Genomic DNA, 24332 nt, shown 5'->3' on the forward strand with positions numbered 1-24332 from the left:
TCATTGACTATAAAGAAGTAGTACAAATACGCTCTTGAGTTCTCAAACCACCACCGCTCACCCGCCTCGAGGCACCCCAACCGGGGAACCACTCGCCGAGCGGCAGCAAGAGATAAACCTACAGCACAATCCCATTCCACGCAAATCGGGCATGACGAAACAAGACGCGAACCCTTGCAAACACTGGAAAACGTCGGCGTGTCGAAATCCGTCTTTCTTACACCATAAATCGCAAAACCAACTCCAACACAACCCAAAAATCGTCAGAAAAAGCTGATTGCCGCGTGTCACACAACGCAACAACACGGCAATCAGCAGATCAACAGCGCATCACAGCAAGTCACAGACGATCGGAAAGCCAATCGAACACCAAACGCAATGCGCGAGCGCTACGGAATCCGTAACAGGCATGGCAGGCGTTATCGAGCTTGTAGAACGTCACATCCTTGCCAAGCGCTTTCAACGTGGCATACAGGCGACAACTCTGATTGAACGGCACCAACTGATCGCGGCCACCATGCATGATCAGCGTTGACGGAGTGGGCATATCGGCACTCAGATAAGTCATAGGCGAAGCCGGGGCGCTCAAATCCGGATGTTCAAGCACGTCACCGCCACCAATCACCACACCTTCCGGGCACTGCGGATCACTGTGGTTCTGCGAACTCGGATAAAAAGTTCATCTTCGCGAAATCAGTAGGGCCATGCCAATCCACGATCGCGTTCACTTCGGCGCTTTCCTCGGCATAGGCATCCGTATCAGGCGCGCGATTGCCAGTGAACCCAGCCATCAACACCGTATGACCGTCCGAAGAATCGCCCCACAGCGCAATACGATCCTTGTTGCAATGGAAGCGTTCGGCATTCTTGCGCATGAAACGCACCGCAGTCTTGCAATCCTGCATCTGCACGGGGAACGGCGCAATATCGCTGTGACGATACTTCAGCGCAGCCACCACATACCCCTGCTCGGCAATGCGCACGAAATAATTCGAGTAATCGGTCACATTCTGCTCGTGGAATGCCGAACCGCGCACAAACACAATCACCGGCCAACCGCCTTCCGGCATTGCGCCCTCGGGCATATTGTCAACGCCAGGCGTGAACACCCACATCGGCAAATCAACACTGCTGTCATCAGCCAGCTGACGGGTCACGTATGTAACCTGCTCGATATTCACGGGATATCCGAAATCATCCTGGTCCAAGTCGGAAATCACTTGGCAGCCTTCCGGAAACTCATCAGTGTGCGGGAAGAACTTAGTCTGCTCGACCGGCGTCGGAATCGGGGCAAGCCGTGTCGGCGACGGCGGCGCCACCATCGATTCGATATCGATTGCCCCGATCGCCGTAACCGTCTCGGTCGTTTCGGCAGTCTCGGCCGCATCAGCGCCATCATCTGCAATGTTTTGTGCAATATCAGTAGTCATAATGCACCTCTCATTCCTTTCCATACATGATTATTAAGATTGCTTTTCTCGAATTTGATTGCCCGATGTTCCCTGTTTCACGTGAAACATCAGAAGTTACGTCGTGCGGCTATACCTAAGATATGAGCAAAAAGATCGCAGTATTGACGGGGGCGGGGATTTCCACGTCCGCAGGTATTCCCGACTTCCGTGGACCGGACGGCGTCTGGACTAAGCACCCTGAACAAACGAAAGTGTATGACATCGAAGCATTCCTTTGCCACGAGGAAGATCGCAAGTATTCCTGGCGTTGGCAGAAGGAATCACCCGTGTGGACCGCACAGCCGGGCACCGCACATAAAGCGCTCGTCAAACTGGAACAGGCTGGCATGCTGACGCTGCTCGCCACACAAAACTTCGACGCATTGCACGAAAAAGCAGGCAATAGCAGCGACGTCATCGTCAATCTGCATGGCACCATCGGTACCTCGCACTGCATGAAGTGCCATGCAAAATATGACACCGCCGACATCATGGCGAATCTCGACAACGAACCCGATCCGCACTGCCATCGCAGACTGCCCTACAGCGGCAACATGCCATGCAACGGACTCATCAAAACCGACGTGGTCTACTTCGGCGAGGCGCTGCCGGACGGCGCGCTCGAAAAATCATATCGACTCGCAACGCAGGCCGACGAACTGTGGGTCATCGGATCCACGCTGGAAGTCATGCCCGCGGCAAGCATCGTGCCCATAGCCGCAGAGGCGGGCGTGCCGATCACCATTATGAACATGGGACGCACGCAATACGATCGGTTGGCCGACCGGCTTATCCACGACGATATCGCCGTCGCCCTGCCGCAGCTCGTCGACGAAACCATCACCGCCGAGCAGTAAGCCGCACAGTAAATACGTTTTCTCGTACGTCTTGCAGTACCGGCACAAATCGTTGGAATTACACCGGTTTTGGTTGGTCGTTACCAAAATCCGAATTTTTCAACGACAAAAATCCGAATGACGTAACGGCTAGTCAAGCAATATAAACAACAAAAGGGTCTTGGATTGCTTTGCGACAATCAGAAATCATCGCAAGGCTTTCCAAGACCCTTATTGGTTATCAAATACTGAAAAACGGTACTGAAATCAGTAAATGCGCTTCGGCTGGAAACCGGCTTCCCGCAATGCCTCGAGCACACGATCAATGTGGTCGGGACCATTCGTTTCAACCGTCACGCCCAAAGCCACGGCATTCGCGTAATGGCTGGACGCCTTGAACTGGTCGTGATCCAGCGCGATAACGTTCGCACGCTGCTCGGCCAGCAATGTGGCGACCTTCACCAGCTGTCCCGGGGTATCGGGCAGCTCGACCTCGAAATGCATGATGCGGCCACGCGTGATCATACCCTTCTGAATCACAGCGCCAATGGACACAGTGTCTTCATTACCGCCAGACATGATCGGCACCACCACATGCGGACCCTTCGCCTCAGCGAACTTGCGCGAGCGCAGGTTGAGGTGCTCGAGCGCAGCCAGAGACACAGCGCCGGCAGCCTCAACCACCAGCTTGTGCTTTTCGAGCATGAGCAGGATCATCTCGTTGATGTCACGCTCGGTCACGGTGACGATGTCGTCAAGGAATTCGTTGAGCAGCGCGAACGTGAGATCGCCCGGACGCTTCACGGCGACGCCCTCGGCGGACGTGCGCACCTGGTCGGCGGCAACCACATGACCTGCGGCCAGCGAATTCTTCCATGCTGGGCTACCCTCCGGAATCGCGCCGATCACGCGCACTTCCGGCTTGAACGTCTTGATGGCGAGCGCCACACCGGCACCAAGACCGCCACCGCCCAGCGGCACGACCACGTCGGTGACGTTCGGCACGTCTTCGAGGATTTCAAGGCCGATGGTGCCCTGACCGCACAGCACCTCGTAATCGTCGAATGGCGGCACGTAGATCATGCCTTCGGTGTCGCTCAATTCCTGGGCGCGGGCTGCGGATTCGTCGAACACCTCGCCGTACAGCACCACGTCTGCGCCGTACGCCTTGGTGGCGTCAACCTTCAGCGGCGGAGTGATCTGCGGCATGCAGATCGTTGCCTTCGCACCACGTTCGCGAGCCGCATAGGCCACGCCCTGCGCATGGTTGCCCGCGGAAGCGGTGACAATGCCGCGAGCCAGCTGCTCATCACTCAGGGATGCGATCTTGTTGTAGGCGCCGCGAATCTTGAACGATCCGGTGACCTGGAGATTCTCAGGCTTGAGCAGAATCTCATGTCCGGTCATGTCGGACAGCACCTTGGACGGAATGATTGCCGTGTGGCGCGCAGTGCCCTTGAGTCGTTCGGCGGCTAGTTTCAGTTCAGCTGCGTGATCGCGCTGCAATGCTTTGAGAACCTCGTTTTGTTCCATGAGCGTTATTGTAAGCGTACGTCTGCCGAAACTGCCTTATCATGCGGCTTTCGCGATGAAAAGTGAGATTGCTTGCGAAAAGTAATCACAAGCAATCAGGAATAATCGCAATACATAATCTGATAAATCACAATACAAATAAAGAAAAAGCGTTCGTACGATCCCGTGATGAATCGCACGAACGCTTTGCAGAGAGTTTATAGGAAAGATCGATCAGAGCTGGATCACGACCCCCTCCCAGCGAGCGAGCTCGCCGCGAGCGACCGACTTTACGCTATGCACAGCATCATAGGTGCTGAGCAGTACCTGCGACTCGCCCACGCCATCCTCAAGCAGTTGCGCGACCTCAGCAGGCACCTGCGCCGTCCTATCAGTGAGATTGACGATGACGAGAATCGTGTCGTCGCCGCTGGTACGGGTGAAGGAATACACCTGCTCGCTGTCTGCCGCGACCAGATTCCATTCGCCCGTCGCGATGGTCGCGTTGTTGTGACGCATGGCGATGAGCTTCTTGTAGAAGCTGTACACGGATCCGGGATCGTCGAATTCCTCGGCTGCGTTGATCTCGACATGATTCGGATTGACGCCGATCCACGGTTCCGTCGCCGCGTCCGGCGCGGTGAAACCTGCATACCTGGAGGCATCCCACTGCATCGGCGTACGTGCGTTGTCGCGGCCGATGAGCGCGAGCGCCGCCATCATCGATTCTGCGGACTGGCATTTTGCTTCTTCCACGCGCTGGCGGTAGCCGTTGATGGATTCCAGGTCGCGATACTGCTCGAGCGTGGTGAAGTGGGCGTTGGTCATGCCCAGCTCTTCGCCCTCGTAAATGTAAGGGGTGCCGCGGTGCATGTGCAGCAGCATGCCGAACGCCTTGGCGCTCAGCTCGCGCGACTCGCGATCAGCGTCGTCGCCCCAACGGGAGACGACGCGCGGCTGATCATGGTTGCAGAAGAACAGGCTGGCCCAGCCGGCGTTCTTCACAGCCTCCTGCTGGTCGGCGAGGCGGGCGCGCAGATTCTTGACTTCGAACGGCACGGTGTTCCACTTGGAACCTTCCTGGTCGATGCCCACGTGGTCGAAGAGGAACAGCATGTCAAGTTCGCCGTTCTTCGGATCGGTGACATGCTCGTTGCGTGCCGGAGTGATGCCCGGCGCTTCGCCGACGTTCATGTAGCCTTCGCGGCCTTCGAACACTTCGCGGCGCATTTCGGCAAGGAACTCGTCGATGCGCGGACCGTCGGAGCACCATGGGAACGGGCTGGAATAGCCTTCCTCACCAACCGGATAATCTTCAATCTCGCAGCCGTCTTCTCCCGGCAGCTTGCCGTTCTTATCAACAGTCTTCGAAACCTGCGTGATCACATCCATACGGAAGCCGTCAATGCCGCGATCCATCCACCAATTCATCATCTTGTAGACGGCCTTGCGCACTTCCGGATTCTCCCAATTCAAATCCGGCTGCTTCTTGGAATACTGGTGGAAGAAATACTCGCCGCGCTTCGGATCGTACTGCCAGGCGGAACCGCCGAAATAGGAACCCCACTGGTTCGGCTCGGCACCCGGAGTGCCCGGCTCATGCCCCGGCCTGGCTGGACGCCACCAATACCAGTCGGCATGCGGATCGTCCTTGTCGCGGGAAGCCTGGAACCAAGCATGCTCGTCGGACGTGTGGTTGACCACCAAATCCATCACGATCTTCAGACCGCGCTTGTGCGCTTCGGCAAGCAGCTCGTCCATATCCTCCAAGGTGCCGAACAGCGGATCGATATCCTGATAATCGGAAATATCGTAGCCGTTGTCGTCCTGCGGCGACTTGTAGACCGGGCTCAACCACACCACGTCCACGCCAAGATCGGCCAGATAGTCAAGACGGCTGGTGATGCCCTTCAGATCGCCGATGCCGTCGCCGTTCGTGTCTTGGAAGGAACGAGGATACACCTGATACACCACCGCGTTGGCCCACCACGGGTTCGGGGTCGCGCCGTTGGAACGCACGGTGTCGGGAAGGGTGGAACGATTGAAATTCGTCATGTCGTGGAGCTCCTTTGCTTGACGTTTGTTGGATTTTCGTTCGATCTTTCGTGACTGACTCTGCCCGTTTCCAGCTCATGTCAGCTTCATGCAGAAGATCGATTTTGCCTACTCCCCTATGGTATGCAACCCTGTTTTTCTTTCTTTCCCGCGGCGAGTTGTGCAAAGCAAGAAAAGAATACGCTTCTTACGGACGCGAAAAACCAATCCGCAAAAATAAAAACGCGGGACGTTCCAGAAAGGGAAATGGAACGTCCCGCGCTGGGGAGTGGGATAGGCCAGTCCCGCTCAGAGCGGTGAAGTGTTACTTCCTGAACGGACGGCCTACGGCCGCGTTGTCCCTGCCTTCACTCGCCTATCGGATCGCTCAGGGAGAGCCTATGAACAGACCACTGGGCTGTTCACTTAACGGCTCCCCTCATCACTCCACCGACGACCCACTTCTGGGCGAAGATGTAGACGATGAGGACCGGAGCCATGGCCATCAGATAGGACGCGAAGGCCATCGGATAGTTCGACGTGAACTGGCTTTGGAACACGTACTGTGCGAGCGGAATCGTCTGATTGCTCTGATCAGTCAGCGTGATCAACGGCAGCAGGAAGTCGTTCCAAGCCCACAGTGCGGTCAAAATCGCAATCGTGGCATTAATCGGACCCATCAGCGGGAAAATGATTGTCCAGAAAATACGCCAGGTGGAAGCACCGTCGATACGAGCCGCCTCTTCCAACGAAATCGGAATCGAACGAATAAAACCAATCGCAATAAACAGGTTGGTGCCGATGCCAAGAATCGTGTACAGAATAATCAAACCAAGCTGATTATCAAGATGCAACGTACCCATTTCCTTCGCGACCGGCAGCATGATCACCGTGAACGGCACGAACATCATCGCAAGGAAGAAGTAATACAGGAAGCGGAAGAATCGCTTATCCATATTTCGTGCCACAGCATACGCGACGAACGTGTTCGTCAGCAGCGTCAACACCACCGCGCACACGGTGATGATCGCGGAGTTAAGTGCGGCCTTCGGATAGTTCACCTTATTCCATGCGTCGGCGAAATTATGCCATTCCCACGTGGTCGGCAAGCTGAACGTGCCAGCCTCGCCCGGCGTCTTCAACGCGGTGACCACAGCGAAATACAACGGCACGAGCACGGTAAGGCTCAACACCGTCACAACCGCGGTCAGCCACCAGTTGACCTTATGATCCCTGCGGATTTTCTCCGGCTTTGCTTGCGCTTGAACGCCAGTCTTTGCAGTCTTTGCAACAGTTGCGCTAGTCATGATATTTCCTCTTTACCTTCAGACTTTCAGACCCTTGCTCAGACCTTCTCCTTGCCGCTGAAGAACTTCAGCTGCACGAAGGCCAGGATTGCCAGCACGATGAAGAACGTGACCGCGTTCGCCATCTGGTAGGAGTATTCGCCATTGCCAAGGCCGTTCTGGAAGATCAGATACGAGACGGTTTCGGTCTTGGAATCCGGGCCGCCCTTGGTCAATGCCATGATCTGGTCGAACGCGCCGAGCGAATTCTTGAGGCTCAACACCATGTTGATGGTGAAGAACGGGCCGATCAGCGGGAAGGTGATCTGCCAGAAGTTCTGCCAAGCGCTCACGCCATCGATCGCAGCCGCCTCATAAATCTCGTTGTCGATGGTCTGTAGTCCAGCCAAATACAGCAGCGTGGAGTAGGCCACGCCCTGCCAGATCGACAGGAACACAATCGGGAACCATGCCAAATCCGGATTGGAAATCATTGACGTCGACAGCCAATCAATATGCAGCGCCTGACCGAGCGCCGGCAGCGGCGTCATGAAAATGTACTTGAACACATAGCCGATCACCAACACCGACAAGGTGTACGGAATGAAGAAAATCGCACGGAATCCATTTTTGAATGCGATTTTCGAATTCAGCAGCACCGCCAGGAACATGCCGAGAATATTCGTGCCGAGCGTAATCAAAACTGCGATGAGAATAGTGAACAGGTACGCGTGACCGACGCGAGAATCCTGGAACATCGCAATATAATTCTTCAATCCGATGAATTTAAAATCACCGTAACCCTGCGAATTAGTGAACGAGTATGCCGCGCCCTGCAGGAACGGCCAATACAGGAAGATGGACACCAGAATCGCAGCCGGAACGGTCATCCAATAAAATGCCGGATCGACCTTGCGCTTGGAATATTTCGAAACCTTATTCTTGGAAGTTTTTGCAGATTTCTTCGCAGTATTTGCAGTATGTGCGGTAGTCATGTCCGTTCCTCCTCTCACCTGAAGTTTCTGGCTTCGATCTTGTCGTATTCGGATTGCATGCTGTTCAGGAATTTTTCGGTGTTGCCCGACTGAACCAGCGTCTGCAGGAAGCCTGCGATGTTGATGCTGGCTGGCACGTAATGGTCGCAGAAGTCGGCCAGTTTGCCCGCCTGGTAGAAGTCAAGCACACCGTTCAGCGCTTCATCGCCCACATACGTGTCTTTGTAGGGGGTAAAGGCGGACTGCTGCTTGGAGTAGTCCTTGATGTTTTCGTCGTTCATCAGGAAGTCGATGAATTCGCGCGCTTCCTTCTCGTGCTTGGTGTGTGCGCCCATGGTCAGGATCACGTCATCGCCTGCGGTGAGTTGCTGTTCGCTGGCATCGTCGGTTGCCGGCATTTGCGCAAAACGCAAGTTGGCATCGCTGTTGATGAGTCGGATCTGCGGAATCGCGTAGGTGCCGAGTGGCAGAATCGCGGCTTTGCCTGCGGCCAGATCCTGCGTGGCCTGCTGGTAAGTGACGGCCGGATTCTTCTGCGTGTAGTTCTGGTAGATCTCGACCAGCTGATCGCTGACAGTGCCCCACAGGTCGGAGAATTTCTTCGATCCGTCTTTGAGGGAAAGATATTCGGATTCCGGTACCAGCGTGGAGTTGAGTGACGCCAGCGGCGCCTGGAGTGTCCACGGATCAGCGGTGCTCGCTTCGATCGGTACAATGCCCTTGCTCTTGAAGCGTTGCAGCAGGTCGATGAATTCGCTCCACGTCTGCGGTGGATTGTCGGGATCCTCGCCCGCTTCTTCCCACACGTCAGCGTTGATGATGTAGCCGGACGCGTTGCCCGCATACGGCAGGCCGTACAGGCGCTTCTTGGATTCGTCGTTGGTTTGTACAAGGCTCTTGGCGATGTTCACCATGCCTGGATTGAGTTCGTCGACGATGTCATCGTCGGTGAAATCGTGGAAAACACCCGCTTCGGCGAGCATGCCGAAATTAATGTCGCCATTGATGGTAATGACGTCGGGTTCACGATTTTTCACGAGTCGCGTACGCAAATCAGTGGTTGCGTCGGACGAATTGTTGACGTTGACTTTGATGCTGGGATGGGTTTTCTCAAATTCCTTTGCTTTTGCGGTGAACCAGTCCGCTGCTTCGGCTTTGAATTGGAAGAAATCCAAAGTGACGGTTCCAGCGGTGCTGTTGCCGCAACCTGCAAGGCCGGCCGTCAACGCGATTGCGCATGTGGCCGTGAGAGCGCGGTATACAATCCTCCTGAATTTACCTACACTAGTGGTGGAATCAGGTTTCATTCTCGACTCCTTTGTATTTTTTCTCTATTACGGTGGAGCGGCTTCCTTACCACACCACCGTTACTGAGAATTATAGAGGGGGGCGGTTTTCATTCCCAACTCAGCGCGCCTGTGCGGGGCGGAAAACAAAAACGACGAGTTTTGTTACTCTGAGAAAGTAATTTGACGCACGATGTGCGCGAACGGGAGCACGAAGGATGGTTCAGATGGCGGTTTCACCTCTGCCACAGTGGTTTGAAGGCTCGGAATATACCCATAAAGTCGCGGCTTGCATCATGAAATATGGTCCGATTTCACGCATTACGTTGGCGCAGATTTTAGGACTTTCGCAGGGTGCTGTTTCCCGAATTACCAGCGATCTGATTTATGCGGGCGTGATTGAGGAGACGCCGATGCCGTCCGGCAAGGCCGGCAAACTGCCGAAAGGTTTCGTGCAGAAAGAAAATACGGAACGTCGCGGCCGCCCGCAAACCGGATTGCAGGTGATTGCGAATGCGCGATCTTTCGTTGGCATGAAAATCAACGCGACGCATATTTCGGCAGTTGCGGTCAACGCAATCGGGCAGATCATCACCGGATGCCATGATCTGGAAATCGAAGACGCTTCCCCGCAGACCGTGGTCGCGCTGATCAAACAACTGACGACCGACTGTTCCGACGAGGCGGAGATGGCGGGCTGGCCGAAACCGTGCGCTGTGGGAATCTCGCTTGGCGGGCATATTGTCGACGGTACCGTGGTGACGTTCGCACCGTTCATGCACTGGTCGCAGCCCGTGGAACTTTCCGTCATGGTTCGTGAGGCGACCGGATTGCCTACCGGAATTTACAACGATATCGATTCGTTGGTGGTTGACGCCTGCCTGTTTGGACCGGGCGTTGGATTGGATAGCTTCGCGGTGCTGACGTTCGGCGCGGGCGTCGGCTATTCGTTGACGTTCAACGGCGAGCTGGTAAGCTGTCCGGATAAAAGTTACGGTTTGGTCGGGCATATTCTGGTCGATCCGGATGGGCCGCGTTGTGTTTCCGGACACAAGGGATGCGCGCAATGCCTGTCCGACAACTCGATCGCGGCGGAATATTCGCAAATCATCGGACATCCCGCATCATTCGACGATTTCGCACGTGACGCACGCGCGAACAAACCGCAAGCGACGAATCTGGTGAACCGCACCTGCTTCCGTCTCGGCACCCTGGTGGCGACCATCGCCAATCTTGCCATGCCAGACAAAATCATGATCGCCGGAGAATCGTCGTTCATCGCGAAATTCGGCATTGACGACTTGCGTAACGGCATCAACATGTATCGGCATAGCCAGGCCGCGCCAGTGGATTTTGAAATTCCCGACCACGATTGGGCTTTGTGGGCCAAGGCGGCCGCATCACAGGCAATTCGGCAATATGTTGGCTGATTGATTGCGATTGATTGTCTTGCAATACAAAAAATCCTCCCCTTTGTTTCAGGGAGGATTTTTGTTATGCGATTACGGCTTATTCGGCGCTCTCGACGGGCGCAAGCACGGCCTTGAAAAGGACTGCTTGCCGAACCGTTAAGCGGGAAGCCCAGTGGGCTTCCCGTAGGTAAGGGGAGAGAGCGCGCTATTCAGCGCTCTCGACGGGCGCAAGCACGGCCTTGAAAAGGACTGCTTGCGCCGGATGCAGTGCCGGCGGGCGGATGCCGTACGTGGCAAGCGCGCGTCCGGTCATCCTCACGCCTCCGGCCTTCCACCAGCCGAGCGGGCTCTGTCCGTTGGCGATGTCTTGCTTGGCGAGGTCGAGGCTCACGTCAAGCGGCGACACCTCATACACCTTGTCAGGGTCGAGTCCGGGCAGGCGTACCGGCGCGGCCGGGTAGGTCTGCGAGGTGGTGAGCTGGGTGAAACGGTAGATGGCGGCCGCTTGGTTAGGCATGACCACACCGTCCAAGCGCACTGCCGGATCGGCTGCGTCGGAATGCACGACTGTGTCGACGGCGAACCATTCGCGATGCTTCTTGAATTCGGCGACCCATTCGGCGAGCTTGTCGATATCTTCCTGCGGTTCCTTGAGCAGGTTCCATTCGATGCCCATGTGTCCGAAGAAGGCCATGGCCATACGCAGTTCCTGCGTGGTGGCGCGGTGCGTGGAGTGCGCCGGGGATGCGCCCACATGTTCGCCGATCATTTCCGGCGGCACGAGCAACGAGGTGTAGCGCTGGATGTCGGCGCGTTCCACCGGGTCGACGCAGTCGGATCCCCAAATGCGGTCGGCCACTTCGAGGATGCCGAGGTCCACGCGGCCACCGCCGGAAGAGCAGCTTTCGATTTCAAGTCCTGGATGCGCGGCCTTCAGATCAGTGAAAATGCGATATACGGCGAGCGTCTGCTGGTGCACTGCCGGGCGTCCGGTGCGTGGGGAGACAGCTTCGGTGACGAGTTTGTTGTGATCCCACTTGATGTAGTCGATGCCGAGTTCGCCGATGAGCTTGTCCATTGCGCCGTAAATGTAGTCGTAGGCGTCCGGATTGGTCAGGTCCACGACCTGCTGGGTACGTCCTTGCATGGGCAGACGGCCTTCGGTGGGCTTCAACACCCAGTCGGGGTGTGCGCGGAACAGGTCGGAATCAGGGTTGACCATTTCCGGTTCGAACCACAGACCGAATTCGAGTCCCTTGCCGTGCACGTAATCGGCAAGCGCCTTGAGCGACTTGTCGCCGTCGGGCCACACGTCCTGCGAAATCTGCCAATCTCCGAGGCCGGAGGTGTCGTCGCGGCGGGAGCCGAACCAGCCATCGTCCACGACGAAGCGTTCCACACCACTTTCCACGGCCTTGTCGGCGAGTGCGGTGAGGGTGTCATAATCGTGGTTGAAGTAGACGGCTTCCCATGTGTTGAGAATGACCGGGCGCGGCTTGGGCGCGATGTTGTGTTCAGCAAGCCAGTCGCGGTGCACTCGGCGAATGTAGCTGTGGAAGCGGGCTGCGACTTCGTTGAGGCCTTCGCCGTAGGAGCCGATGAGCCATGGGGTGGTGTAGGACTCTCCATTGGCGAGGCTGATTTCGCCGCCGAACAGTACTTCGCCGCCGCCGATCACGCCGCTGGTGTATGGCAGGCGTTCCGCGGAGAGCACGCTGTTACCGCTCCATGCCACGTGTGCGGAGTAGACGTTGCCGTGCGTGAAGCCGAAGCCTTTTTCGCCGACGCTGAGCAGCAGGGTGGCATCGAAGTCTGGGCGTCCGGCCATGGATGCTTTGGCGAAGCGGCCGAGGGTGAAGTCCTGGCGCTGCGGGGAGCGTTCGCGCAGATGGTGGCCGGTGGTGGTGAGGATTTCGTTGGCGTCGGCCGGCACGGTGAATGCGAGTTCGATCTTGCCGACTTCGAGCTGGCCTTCGCCGGTGTTCACGACTTCGGCGTTCTGGCGGATGAGGCCGGTTTCGTCGAGTTCGCAGGTCCAGATGAGTTTCACATGCTGTTCCTCGTCTTCGGCGGTGACGGTGACGGTTGGGGTTTGCTTGGGTTCGTCGGCCACGCTCCAGTTCGGGTATCCGTCTTTTTCGCCCATGACGTAGGTTTTGCCAGCCGCCACGGTTTCGGCGGTGATGTTGCTGACTGCGAACTTGCAGAACAGTTCCACGCCGTCGCGACGCACATCAAAGCGGGTTGCGCCGATCCAGGATTCGGATTGCGTGGGCAGCACGCTCGGCCATGAGGTGTAGTCGAGTGCGCCAGAAACACGCTGTGGCATTTGCGCGTCGAACATGTCGATCACGGTTGCCGGGGCTGCGAGCGGGCGACCCCAATGCACGAGTCGCGGCAGATCATTGCCGGGGAATACGAGTGCGAACGCCACGTTTGCGGCTGGCTGTTCGGCGTAGACCGCAGTGAGTTCGGTACCGTTGGTAGCGTTGCCATGGAAGGTCTGAATGAGCGTCATTGCAGCATCCTTTACATATTGCGATTGCCTTGTACTGTCACCTTCGATGGTATGACAAGCTTCATTTGTTGACGTCGCCGAGCGTGTTTCTTTCTGTCGGAAAGTATTTCTTGCGACCATAGAATCGCAAGAAATATTATTACGTAAACATTACCGTTGAAATCGCAATCATCTTTACCAAGATTTACTTGGCATTTCAATATTTCTTACGTTTTTGCGACTACAAAATCGCAATTATCGTTTTCCAGCGAAAAAATCAGTCATCAATCGTGCGCATTCCGATTCACGAACGCCGCCGATAACTTCCGGAACATGACCGACATGCGGGTCGCGAGGAATGTCCCAAATCGAACCGCATGCACCCAACTTGGCATCCCACGCGCCGAACACGATTCGTCCGACATGCGTTTGCAGGCACGCGCCGGCGCACATCGGGCACGGCTCCAAGGTAACAATCAACGTGCAATCGGCAAGATTCCACGTACCAAGCGACCGAGCGGCCTGCGTCATGGCCTTGACCTCGGCGTGCGCCAACGGATCGGCGTGCGCCTCGCGCAGATTACGGCCACTGCCGATCACCGCTCCCCCAGCGTCAAGCACGACGGCACCGACCGGTACCTCGCCTTCCGCGGCGGCCTCGCGGGCCAATTCAATCGCCAGCTCCATGTCGTCACTCCACTGCATACCCGCCACTATACGGTTCCGCTCGCGTGAAGCGAAAGACGAAACACGCCCATAAATACCTCTTGGTAGGCTGGAAGAGATTGAAGAAAACGCGCAAAAAGGAGGCACGTTGGCGGCATTCGAGTTGATTGTATGTATTATCGCCGCCGTCGTACTATCTTCATTCCTCAGCCGTTTCATTCCCAAGGTTTCCACACCGCTCGTGCAGATCGCGTTGGGTGCGCTGGCGTCGCAATTGCCGTTTTTCCCGAACGTCACGCTCGATCCGGAACTGTTCATGGTGCTGTTCATCGCGCCGCTGCTGTATTTGGAAGCGCATGAAATCGATAAAAGCGAGCTGCTGAAATCCGTTAAATTGTCGCTTTCATTGGCAATTGGACTAGCGATCGCAACCATGGTGGCCGTTGGTTTCGCACTGCATGCCGTATGGCCCGCAATTCCCCTTGCCGCGGCACTGGCGCTCGGCGCCGCGCTTGGACCGACCGACGCGGTCGCCGTATCGTCGCTCGGCAAGGAAGCCGCGCTTACGCAACGTCAAACCAGCGTGCTTAAAGGCGAATCGCTATTCAACGACGCGTCCGGCATCGTCGGCTTCCAGTTCGCGATCGCGGCGGCCGTCAGTGGCGTGTTTACAGTGGGCGATTCGGCCGCACAGTTCGTGTTCTCATTCTTCGGCGGCGCCATTTTCGGCTTGGCAGTAGGCATGGTCGCCGACCTGTTATTTGAATCGTTGCGATCTTTCGGCTGGGAGACGACCACAAGCCGTATTTTGATGGAATTGTTCCTGCCGTTCATTCTGTATTTGGGTGCGGAAGCGGTGCATGTTTCCGGCATTCTTTCGGTGGTGACGGCCGGTTTGATCATCCGTTTCGATCGCACCGGCATCGGCCCGAATGTGGCTCGCACCAACATTGTTTCGTCAAGCGTATGGGGGGTATTCTCGTTCACGCTCAACGGCACGGTGTTCATTCTGCTTGGCATGTTGCTGCCGAATGCGATGAGCGCAAGCTGGGACGATCCGCAAGTCAGCAATTGGCTGCTACTGGTTGCGATTCTTACGGTTTCCGCAGTGGTAATCATCATGCGATTCCTGTGGATTTCATTGATGCTACGTCTCGCGCGAGATACCGTCACCGGCAAGCGACGCAAGATGACGGCGCAACGTTGGCGTTCGGCCGCGGTCATGACGTTCGGCGGGCCGAAAGGCACCATCACCCTGTCATTGATGTTCACGATCCCGTACACCATTACGGGAGGCGCGTGGTTCCCCATGCGTGACGAACTGATCTTCATCGCAGGTGGCGTGATCGTCGTAACCTTGCTGCTCGCCAACTTCCTGCTGCCGCTGCTGGCGCCGAATCGCAATAAAGACACTTCCGTGGAAATGACCGAAATCACCATCGAAGTGCTGCGACGGACCGTGGAGGAACTGACGGGACGAGTCACACCCGACAATCGTCGTGCGGTGCTGATGATCATCGACTCGTATACGAAACGTATCACACGACTGAAGCAGCGCATCGGAGAAATCGATCCGCAAGGGTATATGCAACTGCAGATCGACGCGCTCAACTGGGAGAAGGAATACGTCAAGGCGCGACTGGCGAAAGTCAAGGCGACGCCGAACGACGACAAGGCAGCGCACGATCTGGAAATCGAAGCATGCGAGCGCCTGCTCGACCAGATCATGAGCTCTCTGCGCCATATCGAAACGGAACATAATTCCGGACGCACCATCTGGCGAGTCAAAGGCCGCTTCAGGGCGTTGCAGAGGCGTTTGGGCACGGTGGTGAAGCGTGTGAACAGCCGCATTCGCCGCACTACCCCGCTGTTCAGCGACGACGAGCTGTTCGCGCACACCCGCGCGGTGCAGGTGGATGCCATCGAACATGTGATCGACCGCCTGTATGAGGAGATGGGCCGCGACACGTACAATACGGAACATTGCTCGGCACTGCTGTTGGATTACCGACGAGGCGAGGCTACGCTGAGGTCGCGCCCGAATGTGGGCACGAGCGCGGAGGCGCAGGCGCAGGCGGAAGAGGTGAAGCGCGAAAGCTACGGTATCGAGCTGGGTGTGATCCAAGACATGTACGAGGCGGGTGACATTACGCGCGCGCAATCCAAGCAGCTGCGACGCAACGTGTATGTGATGAGCGTGGACGCCGACGCGCAGATCTAGCATCCAACTGATCTGATGGGATCAGCAAGCTGGCGTGAGCCGGTGATCCGCAGCGAGTTTGTCTGCGGACGAACTGTGGAAACGTGGGGGACGAGACAACTGTAGGAACGGAACACGGCGTGGAAGGCGGCAAACTGGAGGCCATTCCACAATCTAAAACATGAGGGAATTGAAATTCTCAGATATTTCCCAGAAAACACCAGACATGTACTCAGCATCGTCTGTTTATATAGGAGATGTCAGCAAAAGAGCCGACCAGGAACCCACAGCAGTTCCCGACAATTGAACCCTTTCTTCTTCTCTCTCCTTTCTCTCCCCGGTGGTTTTCTCTCCACCGGGGTTTCTTTTTGCCCTCAACGGGTGGATTCCTCCAGCCAGTGGGAGAATCCGCCCGCTGGCAGCTCACTCAAAGTCCAGAAACCGCCACTCACTGGAACAATCACCCCGCTGGCAAGCCGCCCAACGTCCCAATCCTTCCAGTGACTGGGAGGATTGCCCCGCTGGAACGGGTATATTGGAGGCATGAGTGAAATACGCGAGCACGAGACCAGTGATTCCCACGACTCCAGCAACCCAAACACCCCGACCGGTCTGATCGGGCGTGAATCGCAGGTGGTTCCAGGGAGGTTCGGCGAGCCGCTGCAGGTCACGCACGTACAGTATTCGCGCGGGGGCGGCAATGCGGCTCCACGACGCCCGCTGTTCCTCTGCCTGCACGGTTGGGGCTCCAATGAGGCCGATTTGGCCGACATGATGCGTTACGTGGCTCCTTATAACGATTTTGCTTCATTGCGCGCGCCGCTCGTGCTGCAGGAGGCTGGTTCCGGTGAATTCGGTTTCGGTCAGGGCGCGTATTCGTGGTTCCATGATTGCGTACCGTCCGGCAAAGACCTGGATCGAGACGCTTATGCTGCCGCTCAAGCCATTGACGATTGGGTTGCGCGCAATGTTCCCGAAGATCGCGCTGTAGTGCCGATCGGTTTCTCGCAAGGCGGTTTGCTGGCGATTCATTTGTTGCGCGTCCATCCGGAACGGTACGCCGCGTCAATCTCGCTTTCCGGCTTCCTTGCGCCGGGAATCGTCGCCGGTAGCGCGCCGGCCGACAGTCATGTCGCGGAATTGAATATTCCTGTGTTCTACGGCTATGGCAAGAACGATACCGTGATTCCGATGCCGGAGCTTTTCGCAACCGCCGCTTGGCTGGACGAGCATACGTTCCTCACGTCGAAAAGCTACCGTGGACTCGATCATGCGGTCAGTCTCAACGAGTTCAGCGATTTGCGCGACTGGCTTGCCGCGCACGATATCGCGCCGGGAATCCTGTAAGAAATCCTGCGGAAGAATCCCGTAGAAAAATCCTGCAGAAAAATCCGATGCAACGGATTTTGCGTACCAAGCACACGGCAATCGTTACAACCCGATATAAGCCACGATATAGCGATACCGCGTTAGACTAGAGCCAGCTAATAATCATTTCGCAATTGCCGGCATTCGCACGCTCAACCATGCGAACGTTCGAATGTTGGCGAGCGCCATACCGGCACATTCGCGTGCCTGGCAATAAGGAGTTTCGATGCTGCTGTCCGATCGCGACATTCTCGCCGCGCAGGCCGAAGGTCATATTTCACTCGATCCGTGGACCCCGGAAATGGTGCAGCCCGCTTCCATTGACGTGCGTTTGGACCGTTTCTTCCGTCTGTTCAACAATCATGCGTACACGTATGTCGATCCGGCTGAGAATCAGGGCGAGCTGACCGAGCAGTTCGAGGTGGCTCCGGGCGAACCGTGGATTCTGCATCCGGGTGAGTTCGCATTGGGTTCCACGTGGGAGTACGTGAAGCTTGATCCGACGATTGCCGCCCGCCTGGAAGGCAAGAGCTCACTGGGCCGCTTGGGTATTCTCACACATTCCACCGCAGGCTTCATCGACCCTGGTTTCGAGGGTCATATCACGTTGGAATTGTCGAATGTGTCGACATTGCCGGTGAAGTTGTGGCCGGGCATGAAGATCGGCCAGATGTGCTTTTTCCAGCTCAGCTCCCCCGCCGAACATCCGTACGGTTCGCAAGGCACCGGCTCGCATTATCAGGGTCAGCGCGGTCCGACGCCGAGCCGTTCCTACGTGAACTTCTACAAAGCCGACATCACCGACTAATCATCAAATATTCTTGGATTATCGCAATATATTGTCGATATATAGCGATTGATATCGGTAGCAGGCTGCGGACGTTTTCTTGGAGATGATCACGCAGTCATTCCCTGGCTCTGACGGTATTGTACCGGACTCATCCAACCGAGTGACCGTTTGATACGCTCGTGGTTGCGCCAGGCCGTAACGGTCCATGAGATCCAGCCATCCGGGCCGCCGACAGTGGCAGCCGCGGTCGGAATGCACCAGGGACCTCGCCCCTCCGGCAGCGTTTCCACGGCCTTGACGAGCATCCTGTTGGCTAGCTCCGCGTTGGGACCGGACCCGGCCGTGTACGCGACGATCCCGCCATCGTGGCAGTCGACCGGCGGCGAGAGGTACACCTCCCGTCCCGGGCCTTGATCCCGGGTGATGTCCGTCAGCCACTTCTCATTCGGCCGTTCGGCCGTGAAGTCGCGGTCGGCGAGGTTGTCGGGAGCCGGCGTCGTCTCGCCCCCGTATGAGCCGTACCCACGTCGTTCGGGAACATGCACCGTCGGACCGTCCTCGGCCATGATCCCGCGGATCACCTTCTCCGAGACGCCGGTCCTGAGCATGGCCTTGACCCTGCGGTACCCGTACCCGCCCTTGGAAGCGGCGAACGCCCCGGCCACCCGGACACACGGCCCGGCGTATCTGTCAACCCCGAGCCTGGCGTGGTGGCAGTAGGCGGCTGCTTGGCGCGATGCCGGGCAAGCATGTCATCGAGCTGAGTGAACACGTCGGGCGCAGACGGTCGACCGGAAGCGTCCTCTCCCTGTTCGACAGGCGCCGCAGGTCGGCGCCCGGGTCTTTTTCTGCGAGCCTCCACCACCTCCCGCATCACCGCGTTCCCCAGTTCCGGCTCCTCGATCCGCCGGCGCAGGGCCTCGGCGTCGCCGGCGTCCCGATCCCGTCGCATCGCTGGCTTGCTGGTCTGGCCGACGTTCCTGTTTTTGGGCCGCAACGCGGCCATACCGCCCTCGCGATACGCCTTGACCCAGTTGCGGACCGCGCCGAACCGTCCGGCACCGGTTCGATCGCCTTGGTCCTCGTCTCCAGTGGGATGATGGGTTTCGCCATATGGCCGGCATACCTGGAATCCTTTGCCAGCCAGCGTTCCAGGCACTGCCTGGCCGGATAGCCCAGATGCCTCACCACCCGGGCCGTGGTCATCGGCGTGGCGGAATACAAGTCCACCGCGCGCCGCCGTTCCTCAGGACCGAACATACGATAATCCTTTCGTTCAGTCTCCAAGAAAACGTCCGCAGCCCCTTATCAGAAAGAGAACCACGGAGATAATTCCTTGCCTGCTAATTAAGCCATGAAGTGATGTCGGGCCACACGTACGGCCCATCACGATTCAACTGGTATAAATCTTTTCAACATTCTCTCGAGCATTGCGAACAACACAAACAATATGATTGCAATGCCAAGATAGACGATAAGAGCGTCGGCGTAGACCTCACTGTACTTAAAGCTTTCTGATCCAATGATGGTCGCCCGGGCCATGATGTCCATCACGGAGATCGTATATAACAATGAAGTGTTCTTCAGCATATCAATCACCGAATTCGAAATGTTCGGCACAGCGTTAATCGCAGCCTGAGGAATGATTATACGAGACACTGCATGTACGGCAGGAAGGTTCAGTGATTTGATTGACTCCCTCTGGCCCTCACCAACCGTGAAGTAAGCGCTTCTGAAAATCTCGCAAAAATACGCACTGGCATAGAGCGTGAACGTGACAATCGCTACAGTGTTCGGATAGATGGTCACGTTACTGACGAACTTCGGATTTTGATGAACGAAGGCCACGATACGGGGCATTCCATAACAGACCACATACAGTTGCACAAGAATCGGAGTAGAACGGATCAGAGACACAAGCAGGCCAACGATCGTATTCAGCACCGGGATCCGTCGCAGACGAACGACACAGAAAAGCATTCCGCCGAACAAACCCAAAAAAGCGGAAACCACTGTGACCAGCACTGCGACTGGTGCCGCCTGAAGAATTTCATAGAAATGATTAAAAGCGTATTGGGAATCGAATGACATATCAAGCAACCTTTTTCAATGAAGCGTCATAGACTACTGAAATCAACTTGTCGATAAGCGCGGCAATTACCCAGTAAATCAGCATAAGAGCTAAGTAGATTTCCAGTTGCCATAGACCAAAGTCATCCGCGGAAAGCGTGATCGCCTTCTCATAAATATCCATGATACCGATAGTGAACAAAATCGAAGATTGCTTAACCGCAGTGATTAACAGATTGGCGAAATTCGGAAGACAATTAATTAGAGCCTGAGGAATGACGATACGCCTGTAGTAGGTCAGTTTCGACAAAGAGAGGGATTTCGCCGCTTGCACTTGTCCTTCTGATACAGCATCGAAGCCAGCTCTCATCATTTCTTCAAAGAAAGCCGACAGACTCAAGGCAAAGGCAATCAAGGCATATACCAGGGGATCATCCGAATCGACACCGATACCAAGGGAAGCAAGAAGCGCGGGAAGAGCGTAGTAGGAAATAAATAACAGCAGAAGCAATGGCGTGCCACGCATCAACCACACATAACCTGTGACGATCATTTTTATGAGTCGATTGCGGGAACGCCCAAGACAGGTGAGCAGAATCCCGATGAACATACCTAGAACCACAGATTCCAGCACTATGCCTAGCGTATAAGGCAAACGCGTTAGTAGCGGCGGGAATGCCGATAAGAATGCCGATGCGTTGAAATAAGTATTCATTCTACTTACTCCTCGCCGTGATAGCGACGCAGGAATTCCTCGGTACGCTGTTGTTCCGGCCTGTTGAAAAGCTTCTCCGGGGTCCCCTGCTCCACAATGGAACCGTTTTCCATGAAAATAACGTTAGAAGAGATACGTCTGGCCAAAGCCATCTCATGGGTTACCACCAACATGGTACGCCCCTCCGAGGCGAGCTGCTCAATCACTTTCTCCACTTCTCCAACGAGTTCCGGGTCTAAGGCACTTGTCGGCTCATCAAGCAGAAGCAAGTCAGGATTGACCGCAATTGCTCGGGCTATGCCCACGCGTTGCTTCTGCCCTCCCGATAGATCCTTGGGATATGATTGAGCCTTATCAGCAAGGCCGACTTTGTCTAAGAGTTCAAGGCCGAGTTGATATGCTTCCTTTCGAGGCATTTTCTTTGCATAAATCAAAGACTCAGTGACATTCTGGATGGCTGTCAGATTCGCAAAAAGGTTATAAGACTGGAAAACCATAGCAGTCGCACCACGTACGAAAGCAATGTCTTTACGATCTCTGGTAGCAAGGTCTATAGTCTTTCCAGCTAAAGTGAGTGTTCCGGAATCGGCGGTTTCAAGAAAATTCAGACACCTCAGAAGCGTGGTTTTACCGGAGCCACTCGGTCCGATAATAGAAACAACCTGTCCCTCATTTTGGCTGAATGAAACTGATTTTAAAATTGTATTGCCGTTAAAGCCTTTAACCAGATTCCTGATTCCTATTGACATATCATCCTCTGTTTTTGTTTATGCAAGATTGCGAAATTGCCACATCCATCACTGCAGTTGATCGATAACAGCTTTGTCGAAGGATGGTCCTTCGAATGGATCACCGAAATAATCTCTATAAATCGTTAGCAGCGCTTCGCAGGTTGGCGTAGGAACCCCCAATAGATTCCCCAATGCAACAAGAGGGGCAATACCATATGGGATGTCTTCTTGAATGAACCGATGCCGTATATCTTTGGGACCAATCAATGAGGAATAGACCGGATTGTTTTTAAATAATTCAGTCAATGTGAGGTAATGGCTTCCCCAAAACCCGTTAAGTTGCGCCGTGATGGGTATGTACGGGCTTTTTTTAATGCGTTTGCAAGATTGTGCCGTTCCCCATCAATATGCCTGACAAGTTGCTCTGTACGTTCTGTGAATCCGTCGGACAGCATGTAATACTCAGATCCGCTTTCGATTCGAGTCATATTCAGAAGGCAAAGTGGAGCATGGATGATGGGATTCGGAGCCATCAAAGAGGTGGCGAACACCATGTCATAGTTCAGCACGTTCGAATAAGCGGATGACAAAAAACGGTTAGTTCCCTCATGAGCGTCCGAATTAATCGCATAGGCGATCTCGATAGATGATTTGAGTCCTGTGAAGAGCAGCGAAGCACTCTGTTCCGGTTTTTCGTTATCGAACATGAACTTTGAGACATACGGCATTCCCGTGGATTCAGCAATCGTTAACCGTTCCTTCTGGATGCCATCTTCTCCAGCCAATATCTGGAAAGCCTCATACGCGCCCCAATTCCCGTTGAACACGATAAGACGAATTGCCGAGCCGGGATTATTTTTTGCCCAGTCTCGCACGTTCTTAAAAACATCATTGTGATTATTAGCCCATGTGCAGATAATAATGAAGTCGGCACCATCCAAAACTTCAGCCAGATTATCGCTCGCATGAATCTTCCATAATCCATCAATCACGCCTGTGGAAGATATTGCAGAGCCCTGCAACGCCGCCAGTTTCGCCGCATTACGTGTATATACCATCGGGTTATATCCGAGAGAGCTTACATGCAAAGCCGCCGCGATGCCGGTGTTTCCAGCAGACAGAATAGCGATTTTCCCCATAACACCACCAACCACAAAATGAATTTTTAAAAGACATAAATCTGCCGTACGGGGAAACCGTACGGCAGAGGCTTCAATCGTCAATCACTTCCAATAGATAACGCTATCGACCTTGTCTGCGCCCGGTAGTTTAAAGACGTCTTCGCCATACCACTTCTCGGACAGCTTGGACAAAGTGCCATTATTGCGGAAATCATCGAGAACCTTGTCCACATCCTTGCGGAGCTTCGCAGTGCTATCGCCCTTATGATACAGGAACACCGTTGGGAACAATCCGATGGAATCCGTCGTAGTCAGATCAAGGCCGAGTTCATCTTTAATGCTTTGGAAAGACGTGTAAGGGTAAATCGCCGCGTCATATTTGCCAGCACCGACGGCTTTAAGCACATCAGCGACCGTGGCGGATTTTCTGTAGCACCTTCGAACTCAATTTTGTTGTTAGGATGCTTTTCATTGTATTGATTAATAAGAGTGTAGCGTGCATCATCCGTCGGAATCGGTGCAAGTTTCTTACCGGATTTCGCAAGATCCTCCAGAGAATTAATGTTCTTCTCATCCGATCGGATAATCAGTCTGGCATCACTGAGACCCGTAAGATTTTCGGAATAATCAAAAGTCTTAAAACGCTCGGCAGTACCGTAGAAAGAGCACGTTGCCGCATCATACTCGCCACTCTGCAATCCCGTAAGCAAAGCATCCTGAGCCAGCGCGGTATACTTGAATTTGTACTGGGGCAGTTTTTCATCAATCTTCTTCAGAAGTTCGAAATCGTAGCCAGTGTAGTTATTGCCGTCAACGAATGTATACGGTTTTTCCCTGTCACACCGGCAATATTGACAACCTGAACATCTTTCGATGCTTCTGTATCATTCTTAGATGTTCCAGAGCCGCAGGCCGTCAAGGAGAAAACGGATGCCGCCGCTGCGATCACGGCTACAATACGCTTATTGATGAGGCTGTTAGACATTTATTTTCCCTTCCTCTTGGCATAACTATCCAACTGATGAGAAGCATGCTATCTGAGGAATGAACCCAAAATGCCTTTCGCGCTATCTTATCTTTAATGGAGAAACTATAAGCGTGATTTATAAACGCCAACGAGACAAACGGTCTCGGACAGATCAGACACTACCGAAGTAAATAACGCAAATACCCAATCAGCAGCCTAGAAGCAAAAGCCAAAAAGATGAATGAAAGCAAACCCATATCCAACTTAAATCGAGGTGCGAGCGGATTCCCAGACTGGCACGGCGGCTCCAATGACAGACAACAGAAATAGCAGCGGAACAGGTTTCTCATGAGTGTGAAGCCCAATCGGAATTCCAGGGACTTTGATGAGAAATG

24 protein-coding genes are annotated in these 24332 nt (G+C 55.0%); 6 read left to right on the forward strand and 18 right to left on the reverse strand.

From position 1 onward, the window contains the following. Positions 1-340: 340 nt before the first annotated feature. Entirely contained in the window at positions 341-625 is a 285-nt protein-coding gene (locus tag KSY55_RS09275; RefSeq protein ID WP_226556115.1) for a S9 family peptidase, read from the reverse strand. Between the two features lie 22 nt (positions 626-647). Continuing rightward, on the reverse strand, positions 648-1430 hold the full coding sequence (locus KSY55_RS09175; protein WP_254881900.1) for an alpha/beta hydrolase: 783 nt from the start codon (positions 1428-1430) through the stop codon (positions 648-650). A gap of 122 nt (positions 1431-1552) precedes the next feature. Here KSY55_RS09175 and KSY55_RS08815 point away from each other — a divergent pair, with 122 nt between their 5' ends. Further along, positions 1553-2308, forward strand: coding sequence for a Sir2 family NAD-dependent protein deacetylase (locus KSY55_RS08815; RefSeq protein WP_055063872.1), 756 nt, complete (start codon positions 1553-1555; stop codon positions 2306-2308). A gap of 246 nt (positions 2309-2554) precedes the next feature. Here KSY55_RS08815 and ilvA read toward each other — a convergent pair whose 3' ends face one another. From ilvA to KSY55_RS08840, 5 genes are all read right to left on the reverse strand, one after another. Next, positions 2555-3820 carry a threonine ammonia-lyase gene (ilvA, locus tag KSY55_RS08820; RefSeq protein ID WP_065441023.1) on the reverse strand — a complete coding sequence of 422 codons (1266 nt, stop codon included), beginning with the start codon at positions 3818-3820 and terminating at the stop codon, positions 2555-2557. Positions 3821-4033: 213 nt separating this feature from the next. Continuing rightward, complete coding sequence (locus KSY55_RS08825; protein ID WP_217749718.1) at positions 4034-5854, reverse strand: alpha-glucosidase; 1821 nt, start codon at positions 5852-5854, stop codon at positions 4034-4036. Positions 5855-6255: 401 nt separating this feature from the next. Then, the gene (locus KSY55_RS08830) at positions 6256-7140 is read right to left on the reverse strand and encodes a carbohydrate ABC transporter permease (protein WP_065438047.1); all 885 of its coding nucleotides are present in this window, start codon (positions 7138-7140) and stop codon (positions 6256-6258) included. A 38-nt stretch (positions 7141-7178) separates the two neighbouring features. Then, positions 7179-8114, reverse strand: coding sequence for a carbohydrate ABC transporter permease (locus tag KSY55_RS08835; RefSeq protein WP_217749719.1), 936 nt, complete (start codon positions 8112-8114; stop codon positions 7179-7181). A gap of 14 nt (positions 8115-8128) precedes the next feature. Next, positions 8129-9421 (reverse strand): ABC transporter substrate-binding protein, encoded by a 1293-nt coding sequence (locus KSY55_RS08840; protein ID WP_022245254.1) that lies wholly within the window; start codon positions 9419-9421, stop codon positions 8129-8131. A 206-nt stretch (positions 9422-9627) separates the two neighbouring features. On the opposite strand from KSY55_RS08840, the gene KSY55_RS08845 reads away from it, so the two are divergent. After that, positions 9628-10830, forward strand: coding sequence for an ROK family protein (locus KSY55_RS08845; protein WP_022245255.1), 1203 nt, complete (start codon positions 9628-9630; stop codon positions 10828-10830). A gap of 187 nt (positions 10831-11017) precedes the next feature. On the opposite strand, the gene KSY55_RS08850 is transcribed toward KSY55_RS08845, so the two are convergent. After that, positions 11018-13330, reverse strand: coding sequence for an alpha-galactosidase (locus KSY55_RS08850; RefSeq protein ID WP_095279927.1), 2313 nt, complete (start codon positions 13328-13330; stop codon positions 11018-11020). Between the two features lie 234 nt (positions 13331-13564). After that, the gene (locus KSY55_RS08855) at positions 13565-14014 is read right to left on the reverse strand and encodes a nucleoside deaminase (protein WP_004223875.1); all 450 of its coding nucleotides are present in this window, start codon (positions 14012-14014) and stop codon (positions 13565-13567) included. Positions 14015-14123: 109 nt separating this feature from the next. Here KSY55_RS08855 and KSY55_RS08860 point away from each other — a divergent pair, with 109 nt between their 5' ends. The 3 genes from KSY55_RS08860 (at position 14124) to dcd (ending at position 18351) form a co-directional block, all read left to right on the forward strand. After that, a complete protein-coding gene (locus KSY55_RS08860) occupies positions 14124-16196 on the forward strand; it encodes a sodium:proton antiporter (protein WP_117754889.1) in 2073 nt (690 codons plus the stop codon). A gap of 522 nt (positions 16197-16718) precedes the next feature. Then, positions 16719-17522: an alpha/beta hydrolase gene (locus KSY55_RS08865; protein WP_080775747.1), complete on the forward strand. Its 804-nt coding sequence runs from the start codon at positions 16719-16721 to the stop codon at positions 17520-17522. A 247-nt stretch (positions 17523-17769) separates the two neighbouring features. After that, positions 17770-18351, forward strand: coding sequence for a dCTP deaminase (gene dcd / locus KSY55_RS08870; protein WP_004223871.1), 582 nt, complete (start codon positions 17770-17772; stop codon positions 18349-18351). 89 nt (positions 18352-18440) lie between these two features. Here the strand turns inward: dcd and KSY55_RS09180 are convergent, their stop codons facing one another. After that, positions 18441-18941 carry a hypothetical protein gene (locus KSY55_RS09180; protein ID WP_334212506.1) on the reverse strand — a complete coding sequence of 167 codons (501 nt, stop codon included), beginning with the start codon at positions 18939-18941 and terminating at the stop codon, positions 18441-18443. Between the two features lie 128 nt (positions 18942-19069). Here KSY55_RS09180 and KSY55_RS09185 point away from each other — a divergent pair, with 128 nt between their 5' ends. Further along, on the forward strand, positions 19070-19507 hold the full coding sequence (locus tag KSY55_RS09185; protein WP_226598672.1) for a hypothetical protein: 438 nt from the start codon (positions 19070-19072) through the stop codon (positions 19505-19507). A gap of 212 nt (positions 19508-19719) precedes the next feature. Here KSY55_RS09185 and KSY55_RS08880 read toward each other — a convergent pair whose 3' ends face one another. Genes KSY55_RS08880 through KSY55_RS09205 form a run of 8 tightly spaced genes read right to left on the reverse strand, consistent with a single transcriptional unit; the run spans position 19720 to position 23955 of the window. Next, complete coding sequence (locus tag KSY55_RS08880; protein WP_034879730.1) at positions 19720-20424, reverse strand: amino acid ABC transporter permease; 705 nt, start codon at positions 20422-20424, stop codon at positions 19720-19722. A 1-nt stretch (position 20425) separates the two neighbouring features. Next, on the reverse strand, positions 20426-21118 hold the full coding sequence (locus KSY55_RS08885) for an amino acid ABC transporter permease (protein ID WP_055063864.1): 693 nt from the start codon (positions 21116-21118) through the stop codon (positions 20426-20428). 5 nt (positions 21119-21123) lie between these two features. Beyond that, positions 21124-21867 (reverse strand): amino acid ABC transporter ATP-binding protein, encoded by a 744-nt coding sequence (locus KSY55_RS08890; protein WP_034879732.1) that lies wholly within the window; start codon positions 21865-21867, stop codon positions 21124-21126. A gap of 48 nt (positions 21868-21915) precedes the next feature. Further along, the gene (locus KSY55_RS09190) at positions 21916-22155 is read right to left on the reverse strand and encodes an NAD/NADP octopine/nopaline dehydrogenase family protein (protein ID WP_254881901.1); all 240 of its coding nucleotides are present in this window, start codon (positions 22153-22155) and stop codon (positions 21916-21918) included. Beyond that, entirely contained in the window at positions 22152-23072 is a 921-nt protein-coding gene (locus KSY55_RS08895) for an NAD/NADP octopine/nopaline dehydrogenase family protein (RefSeq protein WP_254881902.1), read from the reverse strand. Before KSY55_RS08895 ends, KSY55_RS09190 begins: the two co-directional genes overlap by 4 nt. Continuing rightward, on the reverse strand, positions 23073-23375 hold the full coding sequence (locus tag KSY55_RS09195) for a transporter substrate-binding domain-containing protein (RefSeq protein ID WP_253275127.1): 303 nt from the start codon (positions 23373-23375) through the stop codon (positions 23073-23075). Continuing rightward, positions 23282-23845, reverse strand: a complete 564-nt coding sequence (locus KSY55_RS09200) for a transporter substrate-binding domain-containing protein (RefSeq protein ID WP_319003016.1) — start codon at positions 23843-23845, stop codon at positions 23282-23284. The genes KSY55_RS09195 and KSY55_RS09200 overlap by 94 nt, the downstream gene beginning before the upstream one ends. Next, positions 23743-23955, reverse strand: a complete 213-nt coding sequence (locus KSY55_RS09205; RefSeq protein WP_003827373.1) for a hypothetical protein — start codon at positions 23953-23955, stop codon at positions 23743-23745. The genes KSY55_RS09200 and KSY55_RS09205 overlap by 103 nt, the downstream gene beginning before the upstream one ends. Positions 23956-24332: the final 377 nt, after the last annotated feature.

It is taken from the genome of Bifidobacterium sp. MSK.13.1, from assembly GCF_019131435.1.
GTDB lineage: Bacteria > Actinomycetota > Actinomycetes > Actinomycetales > Bifidobacteriaceae > Bifidobacterium > Bifidobacterium pseudocatenulatum.

Excerpts from the sequence above, each read along its gene's own strand:
- KSY55_RS08880 (WP_034879730.1), bottom strand. The coding sequence starts at position 20,424 with ATGTCATTCGATTCCCAATACGCTTTTAATCATTTCTATGAAATTCTT.
- ilvA (WP_065441023.1), bottom strand. The coding sequence starts at position 3,820 with ATGGAACAAAACGAGGTTCTCAAAGCATTGCAGCGCGATCACGCAGCT.
- KSY55_RS08830 (WP_065438047.1), bottom strand. The coding sequence starts at position 7,140 with ATGACTAGCGCAACTGTTGCAAAGACTGCAAAGACTGGCGTTCAAGCG.
- KSY55_RS08835 (WP_217749719.1), bottom strand. The coding sequence starts at position 8,114 with ATGACTACCGCACATACTGCAAATACTGCGAAGAAATCTGCAAAAACT.
- KSY55_RS09185 (WP_226598672.1), top strand. The coding sequence starts at position 19,070 with ATGCCGGGCAAGCATGTCATCGAGCTGAGTGAACACGTCGGGCGCAGA.
- KSY55_RS08890 (WP_034879732.1), bottom strand. The coding sequence starts at position 21,867 with ATGTCAATAGGAATCAGGAATCTGGTTAAAGGCTTTAACGGCAATACA.
- KSY55_RS08850 (WP_095279927.1), bottom strand. The coding sequence starts at position 13,330 with ATGACGCTCATTCAGACCTTCCATGGCAACGCTACCAACGGTACCGAA.
- dcd (WP_004223871.1), top strand. The coding sequence starts at position 17,770 with ATGCTGCTGTCCGATCGCGACATTCTCGCCGCGCAGGCCGAAGGTCAT.
- KSY55_RS09205 (WP_003827373.1), bottom strand. The coding sequence starts at position 23,955 with ATGTCTAACAGCCTCATCAATAAGCGTATTGTAGCCGTGATCGCAGCG.
- KSY55_RS08845 (WP_022245255.1), top strand. The coding sequence starts at position 9,628 with ATGGCGGTTTCACCTCTGCCACAGTGGTTTGAAGGCTCGGAATATACC.
- KSY55_RS08825 (WP_217749718.1), bottom strand. The coding sequence starts at position 5,854 with ATGACGAATTTCAATCGTTCCACCCTTCCCGACACCGTGCGTTCCAAC.
- KSY55_RS09180 (WP_334212506.1), bottom strand. The coding sequence starts at position 18,941 with ATGCTCAGGACCGGCGTCTCGGAGAAGGTGATCCGCGGGATCATGGCC.
- KSY55_RS08865 (WP_080775747.1), top strand. The coding sequence starts at position 16,719 with ATGAGTGAAATACGCGAGCACGAGACCAGTGATTCCCACGACTCCAGC.
- KSY55_RS08840 (WP_022245254.1), bottom strand. The coding sequence starts at position 9,421 with ATGAAACCTGATTCCACCACTAGTGTAGGTAAATTCAGGAGGATTGTA.
- KSY55_RS08855 (WP_004223875.1), bottom strand. The coding sequence starts at position 14,014 with ATGCAGTGGAGTGACGACATGGAGCTGGCGATTGAATTGGCCCGCGAG.
- KSY55_RS09175 (WP_254881900.1), bottom strand. The coding sequence starts at position 1,430 with ATGACTACTGATATTGCACAAAACATTGCAGATGATGGCGCTGATGCG.
- KSY55_RS08815 (WP_055063872.1), top strand. The coding sequence starts at position 1,553 with ATGAGCAAAAAGATCGCAGTATTGACGGGGGCGGGGATTTCCACGTCC.
- KSY55_RS08885 (WP_055063864.1), bottom strand. The coding sequence starts at position 21,118 with ATGAATACTTATTTCAACGCATCGGCATTCTTATCGGCATTCCCGCCG.